The 13,411-nt window shown below is 70.1% G+C and carries 12 protein-coding genes; 6 read left to right on the top strand and 6 right to left on the bottom strand.

Annotated features, from left to right (window positions below):
- Positions 1-197 precede the first annotated feature (197 nt).
- On the top strand, positions 198-1,097 hold the full coding sequence (locus tag IOD14_RS00380) for a serine hydrolase (RefSeq protein WP_249125786.1): 900 nt from the start codon (positions 198-200) through the stop codon (positions 1,095-1,097).
- Between the two features lie 175 nt (positions 1,098-1,272).
- On the top strand, positions 1,273-2,250 hold the full coding sequence (locus IOD14_RS00375; protein WP_212669365.1) for a Bro-N domain-containing protein: 978 nt from the start codon (positions 1,273-1,275) through the stop codon (positions 2,248-2,250).
- An 88-nt stretch (positions 2,251-2,338) separates the two neighbouring features.
- On the opposite strand, the gene IOD14_RS00370 is transcribed toward IOD14_RS00375, so the two are convergent.
- Genes IOD14_RS00370 through pdhA form a run of 3 tightly spaced genes read right to left on the bottom strand, consistent with a single transcriptional unit; the run spans position 2,339 to position 5,908 of the window.
- On the bottom strand, positions 2,339-3,766 hold the full coding sequence (locus IOD14_RS00370; RefSeq protein ID WP_212669363.1) for a dihydrolipoamide acetyltransferase family protein: 1,428 nt from the start codon (positions 3,764-3,766) through the stop codon (positions 2,339-2,341).
- A 10-nt stretch (positions 3,767-3,776) separates the two neighbouring features.
- Entirely contained in the window at positions 3,777-4,757 is a 981-nt protein-coding gene (locus IOD14_RS00365) for an alpha-ketoacid dehydrogenase subunit beta (RefSeq protein WP_212669361.1), read from the bottom strand.
- 2 nt (positions 4,758-4,759) lie between these two features.
- Positions 4,760-5,908 carry a pyruvate dehydrogenase (acetyl-transferring) E1 component subunit alpha gene (gene pdhA, locus IOD14_RS00360; RefSeq protein ID WP_123990439.1) on the bottom strand — a complete coding sequence of 383 codons (1,149 nt, stop codon included), beginning with the start codon at positions 5,906-5,908 and terminating at the stop codon, positions 4,760-4,762.
- 324 nt (positions 5,909-6,232) lie between these two features.
- On the opposite strand from pdhA, the gene IOD14_RS00355 reads away from it, so the two are divergent.
- The 3 genes from IOD14_RS00355 (at position 6,233) to IOD14_RS00345 (ending at position 8,827) form a co-directional block, all read left to right on the top strand.
- Positions 6,233-6,889, top strand: a complete 657-nt coding sequence (locus IOD14_RS00355) for a response regulator transcription factor (RefSeq protein ID WP_123990438.1) — start codon at positions 6,233-6,235, stop codon at positions 6,887-6,889.
- A gap of 157 nt (positions 6,890-7,046) precedes the next feature.
- The gene (locus IOD14_RS00350; protein WP_249125785.1) at positions 7,047-7,457 is read left to right on the top strand and encodes a pyridoxamine 5'-phosphate oxidase family protein; all 411 of its coding nucleotides are present in this window, start codon (positions 7,047-7,049) and stop codon (positions 7,455-7,457) included.
- A gap of 122 nt (positions 7,458-7,579) precedes the next feature.
- A complete protein-coding gene (locus IOD14_RS00345) occupies positions 7,580-8,827 on the top strand; it encodes a phosphotransferase (protein ID WP_249125784.1) in 1,248 nt (415 codons plus the stop codon).
- Positions 8,828-8,906: 79 nt separating this feature from the next.
- Here IOD14_RS00345 and IOD14_RS00340 read toward each other — a convergent pair whose 3' ends face one another.
- Together IOD14_RS00340 and IOD14_RS00335 are read right to left on the bottom strand one after the other, a co-directional pair.
- On the bottom strand, positions 8,907-10,478 hold the full coding sequence (locus tag IOD14_RS00340) for a protein kinase (protein ID WP_123990436.1): 1,572 nt from the start codon (positions 10,476-10,478) through the stop codon (positions 8,907-8,909).
- A gap of 375 nt (positions 10,479-10,853) precedes the next feature.
- Positions 10,854-11,396 (bottom strand): bacterial proteasome activator family protein, encoded by a 543-nt coding sequence (locus IOD14_RS00335; protein ID WP_123990435.1) that lies wholly within the window; start codon positions 11,394-11,396, stop codon positions 10,854-10,856.
- 136 nt (positions 11,397-11,532) lie between these two features.
- Here IOD14_RS00335 and IOD14_RS44085 point away from each other — a divergent pair, with 136 nt between their 5' ends.
- Positions 11,533-12,249, top strand: coding sequence for a hypothetical protein (locus IOD14_RS44085; RefSeq protein ID WP_249125783.1), 717 nt, complete (start codon positions 11,533-11,535; stop codon positions 12,247-12,249).
- Between the two features lie 42 nt (positions 12,250-12,291).
- Here the strand turns inward: IOD14_RS44085 and IOD14_RS00325 are convergent, their stop codons facing one another.
- Positions 12,292-13,272, bottom strand: coding sequence for an NAD(P)H-quinone oxidoreductase (locus IOD14_RS00325; protein ID WP_212669359.1), 981 nt, complete (start codon positions 13,270-13,272; stop codon positions 12,292-12,294).
- Positions 13,273-13,411: the final 139 nt, after the last annotated feature.

Below are 13,411 nucleotides of genomic sequence, written 5' to 3'. Positions count from 1 at the left end.
AGATACAACACGTACGCATGATAAGTCCCGTCCAGTATTCGGACCTCGACAGGCACTCACGCCGACGAGAACCACGCCCGCCTCAGTCGGGGCACAACCTTGTGTGCTAGTTACGTGTCACACACGTGCGGCCCCACTTTCTTCCCCTTCCAACTCGGCCGCACCCAGGGGCATTCGACGTATTCGGGGTATTTCAGTTGATTACCGCCACCAAGGGCCTCCGTGTCCGCAGAGCCGCAGCCGTCGCGATCACGACCGGCGCAGTGCTCGCCACCGGAGCTCTCACCGCGGCACCCGCGCAGGCACTCACCACGCCGACCATCACCGCCAAGGGCGGATTCCTGATGAACAGCGCGACCGGCTCCACCCTCTACAGCAAGGCGCCGAACACGAAGCGGCTCACCGCTTCCACCACGAAGATCATGACCGCGAAGGTCGTGCTGTCGCAGTCGAACCTGAACCTGGACGCCAAGGTCACGATCAAGAAGGCGTACAGCGACTACATCGTCTCCAAGGGCGCCTCGTCCGCCCGCCTGATCGTCGGCGACAAGGTCACGGTCCGTCAGCTGCTCTACGGGATGATGCTGCCGTCCGGCTGTGACGCCGCGATGGCCCTCGCCGACAAGTTCGGCACCGGTTCGACGGTCTCCGCGCGCACCAAGTCGTTCATCGCGAAGATGAACACCACGGCCCGGAGCCTGGGCATGACGAACACGAAGTTCGACTCGTTCGACGGAATAAGCAATGGTGCGAACGCCTCGACGCCGAAGGACCTCACGCTGCTCGCCCGCAACGTGATGAAGAACTCCACCTTCAAGTCGGTCGTGAAGACCAAGTCGTACACGGCGAAGACGATCACGAAGACCGGCAGCACCCGCACCATGGGCGCCTGGACGAACACCAACACCCTGCTCGGCTGGAACGGCACGCTCGGCATCAAGACCGGCTCGGGCACCGACTCCAAGTACTGCCTGGTCTTCGCCGCGACGAAGAACGGCGAGTCCGTCATCGGCACGGTCATGACCTCCTCCTCGGCGGCCAACCGCACCACCGACGTGAAGAAGCTCATCAACTACGGCTACGCCAAGATCAGCTGACGCCCCGGAACATCACGAAGGGGCCTGCCACTCTGCGGTGGCAGGCCCCTTCGTCGTACCGGGTGCCGCGGACGCCAGCGGAATCCGGGACTTTCCCTCGCATTGGTGAACATCGTTACGTCAGTTGGCATACCCGATCTTCTTCACCCTAGGTTCCGCTGCGGAGGTGGTTCACATGAACGAACCCAGCAAGCGGCCCGAGGCGGGCAAGAAATACGAGGCGATCGACGTCAGTGACTTCGTCTACGCGGCGACCGGGCACCGAATCCGGAGGCTGACCATGCCGGACGGGAACCATTGGTTTCCGGCGGTGGATGTGTGCAGGCAACTGGGGCACACGAACTCTCGGCAGGCTCTCGCCGACCATGTACCTGACGACCATCGAGAGATCCTCGAGACCGTAACTGGGGCTTACGGTCTCAGCATTCCCGCAGGTAGAGAGTGGCGTCGAGACCTGAATGTCATCTCCCTCCAAGGCCTCATCCTTCTCGTCAACGCCTGCACCAAACCCTCCTGCGCCCCCTTCAAACAGTGGGCCGCCGAAGTGATCGAGACCGTCCAGCGAGAGGGCTCCTACACCCTCGAAGAGGCCGAGGTGCAGCCTTCCGAGCCAGGCGCGCCCATCGCCTACGCCATGCCGGACCAGGTCGCCGAGGCCATCGTCCGGCTCGAGGAGCGCAACCTCCAGGCCGACGAGCAGTTCGCCGCCGCTCAGCACAAGTCGATCGCCCTGCAGGAAGCGATCGTGGAATCGCAGCGGGAGATACTGGAGACGCAGCGTGCCACTCTCGCGGCCCAGCAGGCCATCGCCCTGGCCATGGAGCGCATCGCGGACCGGCTCGACGCCCTGGCGCTCGAACGTCCGACGCACACCGCCGACTCGCTGTCACAGCCGACGACGGAATCCGTCCTGGCCGACTGGCGGCGGCGGTTGTCCGTGACCGAGGACGTCTGGACCGTGGCCGTCGTCATCGCTCCGGTGCTGGTCGAGGAGGGTGAACTGCGGCAGCCGCTCGAATCGATCGCGGCCCGGACGGGACTGTCCGTGCATCGCGTCAACGAATGCCTGCGGCTGCTGCGCAAGCACGCCTGCATTCGTTCTCAGGGCGCTACGGAGGGCGGCGCGCCGGTGTACGTGCTCCATCGGTCCTGATCCACCCCGTGCACGACTGAAGGGACGGCCGCAACCCGAACGTGCGGCCGTCCCCTCAGTGTTGGACAACTTGTCCGCTACCCGCGGGTCACGCCCAGGTGATCAGTTTCTTGGGCTGTTCCAGGATCGCGGCCACGTCGGCGAGGAGCTTGGAGCCCAGTTCGCCGTCGACCAGGCGGTGGTCGAAGCTGAGTGCCAGGGTGGTGACCTGACGGGGCTTGACCTTGCCCTTGTGGACCCAGGGCTGGAGCTTGATCGCGCCGACGGCGAGGATCGCGGACTCGCCGGGCGGCAGGATCGGGGTGCCGGTGTCGACGCCGAAGACGCCGACGTTGGTGATGGTCACCGTGCCGCCCTGCATCGCGGCCGGGGAGGTGCGGCCCTCCTTCGCGGTCGCCACCAACTCGCCCAGCGCCTCGGCCAGTTGCGGAAGCGTCTTGGCGTCGGCGTCCTTGATGTTCGGGACGATCAGGCCGCGGGGGGTGGCCGCGGCGATGCCCAGGTTGACGTAGTGCTTGAGGACGATCTCCTGGTTCGCCTCGTCCCAGGACGCGTTGACGTCCGGGTTGCGCCTGATCGCCACCAGCAGGGCCTTGGCGATCAGCAGGAGCGGGTTCACCCGCAGACCCGTGAAGTCCTTGTCCTGCTTGAGCTCCTCGACCAGCTTCAGGGTGCGGGTCACGTCCACCGTCACGAACTCCGTGACATGCGGGGCCGTGAACGCGGAACCGACCATCGCGGCGGCCGTCGCCTTGCGGACGCCCTTGACCGGGACGCGGGTCTCGCGGGCCGTGTCGTAGGAGGCGACGGGCGCCGCCGGGACCGCGGGTACCTGGGTCACCGGGGCCGTGGTGACCGGCGCCGGCGTCTCGGTCGGGGTGACCGTCCCGGTCTGCGTGACCGCCGCGTGGACGTCCTCGCGGGTGATGATGCCGTCCGGGCCGGACGGGATCACCGTGGCGAGGTCTACGCCCAGGTCCTTGGCCAGCTTGCGGACCGGGGGCTTGGCCAGCGGGCGGGACTCCGGCACGGGAGCCGCACCGTGACCGTTCAGCTCGGTCTGGACGGCCGCCGACGCCTGCTGGACCGGTACCTCGGCACCCTTGCGGGGGCGGCGCTTGGTGGAGGAGGTCGCCACGCCGTAGCCGACCAGGACCGGCTGACGGCCCTCCGGCTTCTTCTCGTCGGCGTCGGCGACAGGGGCAGCGGCCACAGGGGCTTGCGCAGCCTCGGCCGGCGCCTGCGCGTCCGCCCCGCCGCTCACGTCGATCGCGATGATCGAGGTGCCGACGTCCACCGTGGTGCCCTCGGGGAAGTGCAGGTCGCGCACCACACCGTCGTAGGGGATGGGCAGTTCGACGGCCGCCTTGGCCGTCTCCACCTCGCACACCACCTGCCCGTCGGTGACCGTGTCCCCGACCTGGACGTACCACTTGAGGATCTCCGCCTCGGTGAGGCCCTCGCCCACGTCGGGCATCTTGAACTCGCGTACGGACGCATCCGTCATCGTCGTCACGGCCCTCTCCTCAGTACGCCAGGGCACGGTCGACGGTGTCGAGCACCCTGTCCAGACCCGGCAGGTACTCCTCCTCCAGGCGGGCCGGGGGATACGGGGCGTGGTAGCCGCCGACCCTGAGCACCGGGGCCTCCAGGTGGTAGAAGCACCGCTCGGTGATCCGGGCCGCGATCTCGGCGCCCGAACCGAAGAACACCGGCGCCTCGTGCACCACGACCAGTCGACGTGTCTTCTCCACCGAGGCCTGGATCGCGTCGAAGTCGAGGGGGGAGACCGACCGCAGGTCCACCACCTCCAGCGACTTGCCCTCCTCGGCGGCCGCGTCGGCGACCTCCTGGCACAGCTTGACCATCGGGCCGTAGGCGACGAGGGTCAGGTCGGTGCCCTCACGGACCACCTGCGCCTTGTGCAGCGGGCCCGGGATGGCCTCGGTGTTGACCTCGCTCTTGTCCCAGTAGCGCCGCTTGGGCTCGAAGAAGATCACCGGGTCGTCGGACTGGATGGCCTGCTGCATCATCCAGTACGCGTCGGAGGCGTTGGAGGGGCTGACCACCTTCAAGCCCGCCACGTGCGCGAACAGCGCCTCGGGGGACTCCGAGTGGTGCTCCACCGCGCCGATGCCGCCGCCGTAGGGGATCCGCACCACGACCGGCATCTTGACCTTGCCCAGCGAGCGGGCGTGCATCTTCGCCAGCTGGGTGACGATCTGGTCGTAGGCGGGGAACACGAATCCGTCGAACTGGATCTCCACCACCGGCCGGTAGCCGCGCAGCGCCAGGCCGATCGCCGTGCCGACGATGCCGGACTCCGCGAGCGGGGTGTCGATGACCCGGTCCTCGCCGAAGTCCTTCTGCAGTCCGTCGGTCACCCGGAAGACGCCGCCGAGCTTGCCGACGTCCTCGCCCATGACGAGGACCTTCGGGTCGGTGTCCAGGGCGCGCCGGAGCGATTCGTTGATCGCCTTGGCCAGAGCCATCTTTTCCACTGCCATGATCAGGCCCCTTCCCCATCCGCGAACGACGCCTGGTAGGCGGCGAACCCGGCCCGCTCCTCGTCGACGAGCGCGTGCCCGTCCGCATACGCGTGCTCGAAAAGCGCGAAACGATCCGGGTCCGGCATCGCACGCACCACCTCACGCACTCGCCTGCCCAACGCCTCGGACTCGGTCTCCAGTTCCGCGAAGAATCCCTCGTCCGCGTGGTTTGAGGCCTCCAGGTACCGGCGGAGGCGCAGGATCGGGTCCTTCGCCTCCCACGCCTCGCGCTCTTCGTCGGCCCGGTACTTGCTCGGGTCGTCGGAGGTGGTGTGGGCGCCCATCCGGTAGGTGTACGCCTCGACCAGGGTCGGCCCCTCGCCCGCGCGGGCCCGCTCCAGCGCCCACTTGGTGACGGCCAGCGACGCGAGCACGTCGTTGCCGTCGACCCGTACGCCGGGGAAGCCGAAGCCCTGCGCGCGCTGGTAGAGCGGGACGCGGGTCTGCTTCTCGGTCGGCTCGGAGATGGCCCACTGGTTGTTCTGGCAGAAGAACACGACCGGGGCGTTGTAGACCGCGGAGAAGGTGAACGATTCGGCCACGTCGCCCTGGCTGGAGGCGCCGTCGCCGAAGTAGGCGATGACGGCCGAGTCGGCGCCGTCCTTGGCCACGCCCATGGCATAGCCGGTGGCGTGCAGCGTCTGGGAGCCGATGACGATCGTGTACAGGTGGAAGTTGTTGCTGTTCGGGTCCCAGCCGCCGTTGTTCACCCCGCGGAACATGCCGAGCAGGTTGGTCGGGTCGACCCCGCGGCACCAGGCCACGCCGTGCTCGCGGTAGGTGGGGAAGACGTAGTCGTCGTCGCGCAGCGCCCGTCCCGAGCCGATCTGGGCGGCCTCCTGGCCGAGCAGCGAGGCCCACAGGCCCAGTTCGCCCTGGCGCTGCAGGGAGGTGGCCTCGGCGTCGAAGCGACGGGTGAGCACCATGTCGCGGTACAGGCCGCGAAGCTCTTCGGGGGTGATGTCGGCGACGTACTTGTCGTACTCGGCGTTCTTGACGCGCTTGCCCTCGGGCGTCAGCAGCTGAACCAGTTCGGGCTTGGTGCTCGGGGACTTCCTCGTCCCGGCGCTGCGTCGCGGCTTGCGCGCGGCAGTGCTCTCCACGGTCACGTGTGCTCCTCCGTCGGTCCGGCCCCCGGGGTTGCCGGGTGTACCAGTGCGGCTCACCTGTTTCCGACACCCGCGCACGGGGTGGGTGCCACTCGGCCGGAACAGGCGTGACAGGTGCCCCGGCGAGCGCCCTGCAAGAATCACGTTACCCAGTGCTCCACATTTCTGTGAAACCCCCTTTGACCTGCGATTTTGCTTGGATTTCCAAGTAAATCGGAAAAGGCCCGAAGGGATGCTGGTCACAGCCTTGCAGGAGGCCGGAGCAACGGCACGTTATCCCGTCCACCCCGGCCACCGGAAGAGTTTCTGTGTTTGACTTGCCGAGTGCGCGAAGACGGAAAAGTCAGGGTATTTCTCCTCGACGACCATGAGGTCGTGCGGCGCGGCGTCCATGAGCTCCTCTCCGTGGAGGGCGATATCGAGGTGGTCGGCGAGGCGGGTACGGCCGCCGACGCGCTGACGCGCATTCCGGCCACCCGGCCCGACGTGGCGGTCCTCGACGTACGGCTCCCCGACGGCAGCGGGGTCGAGGTCTGCCGGGAGATCCGCTCGCGGGACGAGTCCGTGAAGTGCCTGATGCTGACGTCGTACGCCGACGACGAGGCCCTCTTCGAGGCGATCATGGCCGGTGCCTCCGGATACGTCCTCAAGGCCATCCGCGGCTCCGAACTGCTGGACGCCGTCCGGGGCGTGGCCGCCGGCAGATCCCTGCTGGACCCGGTGGCCACCGCGCGCGTGCTGGAGCGACTGCGCAACGGCGGCACCGGGCGGAACGACGAACTCGCGCGCCTGACCGGACAGGAACGCAAGATCCTCGATCTCATCGGCGAAGGGCTCACCAACCGCCAGATCGGGGAACGGCTGCATCTCGCCGAGAAGACCATCAAGAACTACGTGTCCAGCCTGCTGTCCAAACTCGGAATGGAACGGCGGTCCCAGGCGGCCGCGTATGTGGCCCGCCGGCAGATGGAGCGGCGCTGAGGGCGAGTACTGAGGTCGAGTGCTGAGGTCGAGTGCTGAGGCAAGTAAGGACCTACGACCCTGGGGACGCCGCCCCGTCCTCCCGCACAGTGCCTTTATGCCCTCTGTCTCCATGCCCGTTGCCTCCGTGTCCTCTGTCTCCGTGTCCTCTGTCTCCGTGTCCTCTGTCGTAGGACTGCTCGCCCGCACCCACCACGGCCGGGTCGCGACCAGCGTGCGCGCCCTGCCCCTCCTCGCCTTCGCGCGGCACATCGTGGCCGACGGCCGGATCCTGCTCCGCATGCCGAGGAGCGTCGGCCACCACCGGGCGTGCGCGGGCAGCGTGGTGGCGTACGGCTCGGACAACCTGAGCTCCGCGCGCCCCGGGGAGAGCCTGTGGGCCGCGCAGGTCGTGGGCGAGTGCGTGCGGTACGAGCCGAGCGCCGCCGAGGTCGAGCGCTTCGGGCCCGCTCCCGGCCTGGTGGACGGGGAGCCGTACGAGCCCGTCTACCTGTCCGTGCGGCCGCAGTTCGGGACGGTGCACTCGACGGACGACGGCCCGGAAAGCCGCTTCGAGGACATCCCCTGACCGAAGCAGACCGAGCGCGACTTCCTGTGGCGCTCTGTGACTGACTGTGACAACGCCCAGCTCACAGCCCTGTCTCGTGCCCTAGCATCTGGCGCGTGCCGCGCTCTCCTGTACCACCCCTGATGCCTCACGCGCCCCCGCTGGGCGCCCTCCTCCGTCAGTACGCCGCCGGAGCCGCCCTCGCCTGCGATCCGGTCGACCAGGGCCTCCTCAACCGGGGCTACCGGCTCCGCACGACCCGCGGCCGCTACTTCCTCAAGCACCACTTCGACCCCGAGACGGCCGCTCCCGAGGCGATCGCCCGCCAGCACCGCGCGACCGAGCGCCTGGCCGCCCTCGGCGTCCCGGTCGCCCCGCCCCTTCCCGTCCACGACGGCCGCACGGTCGCGGTCGTCGGCGGCCACGCCTACGCCCTCCACCCCTGGATCGAGGGCCGCCACCGCCACGGCGCCCAGCTCACCGCCGAGCAGTGCGGCCGGCTCGGGGCGCTGCTGGGCGTGGTCCACGCGAGTCTGGAGCGGGTGATGCCGGTGCAGGAGGCGAAGGGGAGCGAGCGGACACAGACGGGTGTGCGGGCGGCCGGGGGCGCGCGAAACGCCGTAAGCGCGCCGGGCATCGAGCCGCGCACGCCGGGCGGGGCCCGCGCGCCGGCAGGGCGTCACGCCGCCGCGCGTGCCGGCAGCGCTCGCGTCGAGAAGCCGCACGCCGATGAACGCCATGCCGGAGCACCGCCCGTCGCGCCTGTCGGGAGCACGGGGACCGCGACCCCCGACACCGGTCCCGTCGATGCCCGTGCCGTCGACGCCGGTGCCGACCCCGCCACCACGTTCGCCCTCATCGACGACCTCCTCGCGCGCGTGCGCCGACACCGGCCCGCCGACTCCTTCGACGAGCTGGCCCGGCACCGGCTCCTGGAGCGGCGGGCCCTGCTCGAGCAGCACGCGGGACGACGGCCTCCGCGCGGCGGACCGGTGGGCTGGGTGCACGGGGACTTCCACCCCTTCAACCTGCTCTACCGCGGCGACGCCCCCGCCGCGATCGTCGACTGGGACCGGCTCGGCGTGAAGCCCCGCGCGGAGGAGGCCGTACGCGCCGCCGCGATCTTCTTCGTACGGCCCGCGGGGACGCTCGACCTGCCGAAGGTACGGGCGTACGCGCGCGCGTACCGGCGTACGGCCGCTGCCACGCCCTCGGAGCTCGCGGCGGCCGTGCACCGCGTGTGGTGGGAGCGTCTCAACGACTTCTGGATGCTGCGCTGGCACTACGAGCGCGGCGACACCCGCGCGGATCCCCAGTTCCCGGCGGCCTCGGCGCTGGTGGTGTGGTGGACGCGGGAGTACGACGCGGTGTGCGACGCGTTCGTCGACTGACGTCCTCAGCGCTGTGCGAACAGCACGCGCGCGTGAGGTCCGTCCTCGGACTCACGCGCGCGTGACGGGTCGCGATCGCTCAGGAGTCGCCTTCTCCGCCGCCGTCCCCGCCTCCGACGAGCCCCCCACCGGTCGGGGCCGCCGTGTCCGTGGGCTCCGGGGTGTTCGTGGGCTCCGCGGTGTCCGTCGGCTGCGTCGCCGTCGCGGACGGCTGCGTCGCCGAGGGCGAAGGCGTGTAGGAGGGCGTGTACGACGGCGTGTAGGACGGGGTGTAGCCGGAGCCGCCCGAGCTGCCGCTGTCGTCCGTGGAGGTGTCGGTCTCCTCGCTCGTCGGCTCGTCGGTCGGCGACTCGCTCGCCGTCTGATCGTCGGTGGTCTTCGAGGTCGTCGGCGACACGGAGCTGCCGGTGCCCCCACCGCCGCCGCCACCGCCACCGTTGTTGAGCGCCAGGGCGACGCCCGCGGCGACGGCGATCACCGCGAGGACGGCGAGGATCCACAGCTTGCCGCGGCCGCTGCCGCGGTTGCCGTGTCCCTCGAAGCCGCCGTCGTCGCCGCCACCGCCGTAACCGGAGGGCAGGATCTGCTGCGGGATCTGGGTGGTGCCGGAGGCGTCGCCGGGGTGCGGAAGCACGCTGGTGCTCGCGAAGCCCGCGGCAGCCACGCCGCGGCCGTCGTGCGCCGTCACCGGACCGGTGTTCCAGGTGCCGGTGTGGCCGCCCTGGTCGTACAGCATCTGCAGGCCGTACTGGACGAGCCCGCGCATCTCCTCGGCCGTCTGGAAGCGGTCGTCCGGCTCCTTGGCGAGCGAGCGCATGACCAGGCCGTCGAGCTCCGGCGGGACGGCGTCGGAGACCTGCGACGGAGGCGTCGGGATGTCCTGGACGTGCTGGTAGACGACGGAGAGCGGGGTCTCACCGGTGAACGGCGGACGCAGAGCGAGGAGCTCGTAGAGGAGACAGCCCGTCGCGTACAGGTCGGAGCGGTGGTCGACCGCCTTGCCGAGGGCCTGCTCGGGGGAGAGGTACTGCGGGGTGCCCATGACCATGCCGGTCTGCGTCATCGTGGTGGACGCGCCGTGCAGGGCGCGGGCGATGCCGAAGTCCATCACCTTGACCGCGCCGTTGTGCGTGATGATCACGTTGGCGGGCTTGATGTCGCGGTGCACGATCCCGTGCTGGTGCGAGTAGGCGAGCGCCTCAAGGACACCGGAGACGATGATCAGGGCCTGCTCGGGCCCCGGCGCCTCGGCGTTGATCAGCAGGTCGCGGATCGTCCGTCCCTCGACGATCTCCATGACGATGTACGGCACCGACTGGCCGCCCACGTAGTCCTCGCCGGAGTCGTACACGGCGACGATCGCGTGGTGGTTGAGGCCGGCCACGGACTGGGCCTCGCGCGTGAAGCGGGCCTTGGAGGTCGGGTCCTCGGCGAGATCGGCCCGGAGCAGCTTGACCGCCACGGTGCGTCCGAGCCGTACGTCCTCGGCCGCGAACACCTCGGCCATACCGCCCCGGCCGAGTCTGCGGGTCAGCCGATATCGGCCGTCCCCGACCAGCCCGCCGTTACCCCACAGCTCCGGCGCATCTGACATTCCGCCGCCAGTCGCCTCGGGGTCGGACGGGCCCTGGGCGCGCTGCTGCTGTGCCATCGGTCCTCGCCGTCGTTTCTGCCCGCGGTGCGCGCGGTGTTGTTACGGTCTCCGTCGGCCACGCTACAGCCTTCACGCAAGCCGCCGGTCCGGGATGAGCCCGGGGACCGGCCCGAGACGGACCGGCCATCAAACCTGTACTACGTCTCGGCGTGCAAATCCTGTGTACCGGCCGTAGGGCACCTGTAACGCCCGCGCGTCCTTTCTTTCGCGTACGGTCACGGAACGGGCACCGCGTCCGACGGTTCGGCGGGGCGGAGTTCCGTGGCCAAACTCACCAAGAAGAACCCGAACGAGCGTTTACCCCAGGTGACATGACAGAGGTGACGTGAAGGGCCCGGCAGCGTCGGCTGCCGGGCCCTTCACGGTCGAGATCTACAGGTACGGTCCGCCCGAGCGGCCGCCCGCGCGCGGGTCGATGCCGTCCTCCTGGCCGCCGACGCCCGGCGGAAGGGCGCGCCGCATCTGCTCCAGCTGGGCCCGCGCGGCCATCTGCTGCGCGAACAGGGTCGTCTGGATCCCGTGGAAGAGGCCCTCGAGCCAGCCCACCAACTGGGCCTGCGCAATGCGCAGTTCCGCGTCGCTCGGGGTCGCGTCCTCGTTGAAGGGCAGGGAGAGGCGCTCCAGTTCCTCCACGAGTTCGGGGGCGAGCCCGTCCTCCAGCTCCTTGACCGAGCTGTGGTGGATCTCCTTGAGCCGGGCCCGGCTGGCCTCGTCGAGGGGAGCCGCGCGCACCTCTTCGAGCAGCTGCTTGATCATGCTGCCGATCCGCATGACCTTCGCAGGCTGCTCGACCATCTCCGTCACCGGGACCTCGCGGGAGTCGTCGTCACCCCCGCCGCCCAGTGCCATCCCGTCCTGGCCCACGACCAGGATCTGGGGACTTTCCGGCGAACCTTCGTTCCTCGGCATCTCCATGCCGCCATTCTCTCGCACCCGTGCATCTCTTCAGTGGGGTGCCCCCGCTATGCGCTGATCCACCGTTCCCGGAGCGGATCGCTCCCCTGGCGTCACCTGGAATGCCGTTCTTGTCGCTGAATGCCAGTCTTGTCCCGTGATTCTCTGGCTGCGCGCGACGGTGGTGACGATCGTGATGGGCGCGATCGCGACCGTGGCGCCGCCCGACGCCCCAAACCACGGGACGAACCACTGGTACCTCGCCCAGCAGACGCCCGCCTCCGTCCGGACGCCCACGACCGTCTCCGTCCGGACGCCCACCACCGAGTCCCGCCGCGCCCCCTCCGTCCACCCGCCCGCCCGGCCGTTCTCCCCGCCGAGCACGTCGGCCGCGGACTCCGGGCGGCCGGCGGGGCCGATGTCGGCTCATGGGCCCCGCCCGGGCACCGCGAGCCCGTCGCCGTCGCCGTCCTCGTCCGGCCGCCGTCCCTGGGACCCCGCGGCGGTTCCCGGGCCGCACCGCGCCTCCCCCTCGGCGTCGCTCGCTCCCTCCCCCTCCGCCGCCCCGCCCTCCCGGGCCGGGAGCCGGGCCGGTGAGGGGCGGGCGCGGCCCGGGCGGCGGGAGGAACCGGTACCGGAGGAGGAGGACGTCGCCGCCTCCTCCAGGACCGAGGAGACCGGGGACGGGACCGGGGACGGTGACCTCGCCGCCGTGTCGGAGCCGCCGCCGCGGACCGCCGTGACTCGGGCGCGGCCCGCGGAGCGCCCCGTGGCCGCGCCCAAGGTGTTCATCCTGCCGCTCGGCACCGGGCTGGTGCTGGTCGGCCTGGGGCTCGGCCTCGGCCTGTTCGCGCTGCGGATACGGCGCGGGTAGGGCTGTGCCTGAACGCCGTACCGGAACGCCGTACCGAAACACCTAGGACGTGACCAGCAGAACCTTGCCGACGTGCCCGCTCTCCTCGACGACCCGGTGCGCGGCGGCCGCGTCGCTCATCGGCAGCTCGCGGTCGACGACCGGACGGATGTGCCCGGCCTCCAGCAGCGGCCACACATGCTCGCGTACGGCTGCCACGATCGCCTTCTTCTCGGCCGGCGGCCGTGCCCGCAGCGAGGTCGCGCTGATCGCGGCGCGCTTGTTCAGCAGCGTGGCGATGTTCAGCTCGCCCTTGACGCCGCCCTGCATGCCGATGATCGCGAGCCGTCCGTTGACGGCGAGGGCGTTGACGTTCCGGTCGAGGTACTTCGCGCCCATGTTGTCCAGGATGACGTCGGCCCCCGCACCGTCGGTGGCCGCGCGGACCTCCTCGACGAAGTCCTGTTCCCGGTAGTTGATCAGGATGTCCGCGCCGAGCTCGGCACAGCGCTCCAGCTTCTGCGCCGTGCCCGCGGTCACCGCGACCTTGGCGCCCACCGCCTTGGCGAGCTGGATCGCCATCGTGCCGATGCCGCTGGAACCGCCGTGCACCAGCAGCGTCTCGCCGGGGCGCAGGTGGGCGATCATGAAGACGTTCGACCAGACCGTGCAGACCACCTCGGGCAGCGCGGCCGCCTGCCGCACGTCGATGCCCTTGAGCACGGGCAGCAGCTGCCCGGCCGGCACGGCGACCTTCTCGGCGTATCCGCCACCCGCGAGCAGCGCGCACACCTCGTCGCCGACGGCCCAGCCGGACACCCCGGGGCCGATCTCCGCGATGCGTCCTGAGCACTCAAGGCCGGGGTAGGGGGAGGCGCCGGGCGGGGGGTTGTAGAAGCCCTGCCGTTGCAGGATGTCGGCTCGGTTGACGGCCCCGGCCACCACCTCGACCAGCACCTCGCCCTCACCGGCCACGGCATCGGGGACCTCGCTCCACACCAGCGCCTCGGGCCCACCGGGTTCGGGAATCGTGATCGCATACATGAGCCCGACGCTACTCCCAGGCCGCGACGCCCCACTCGGGGGCGCGGGCTCCCGCGCTGTGCGACCCGGCCGTCCCCGAAAATTCGCTGTGCACGACCGATGAGTTTGCGCGACGGTAAAGGTCTCCCCATGCGTAGCC

It is taken from the genome of Streptomyces sp. A2-16, assembly GCF_018128905.1.
GTDB lineage: Bacteria > Actinomycetota > Actinomycetes > Streptomycetales > Streptomycetaceae > Streptomyces.
Note: the sequence above shows the minus strand (reverse complement) of the source record. Positions and strands in the feature narration are given on the sequence as shown.

Coding starts and splice junctions, on each gene's coding strand:
- IOD14_RS00340 (WP_123990436.1), bottom strand. CDS start 10,478: ATGGCACAGCAGCAGCGCGCCCAGGGCCCGTCCGACCCCGAGGCGACT.
- IOD14_RS00335 (WP_123990435.1), bottom strand. CDS start 11,396: ATGGAGATGCCGAGGAACGAAGGTTCGCCGGAAAGTCCCCAGATCCTG.
- IOD14_RS00365 (WP_212669361.1), bottom strand. CDS start 4,757: ATGGCAGTGGAAAAGATGGCTCTGGCCAAGGCGATCAACGAATCGCTC.
- IOD14_RS00345 (WP_249125784.1), top strand. CDS start 7,580: ATGCCTCACGCGCCCCCGCTGGGCGCCCTCCTCCGTCAGTACGCCGCC.
- IOD14_RS00375 (WP_212669365.1), top strand. CDS start 1,273: ATGAACGAACCCAGCAAGCGGCCCGAGGCGGGCAAGAAATACGAGGCG.
- IOD14_RS00325 (WP_212669359.1), bottom strand. CDS start 13,272: ATGTATGCGATCACGATTCCCGAACCCGGTGGGCCCGAGGCGCTGGTG.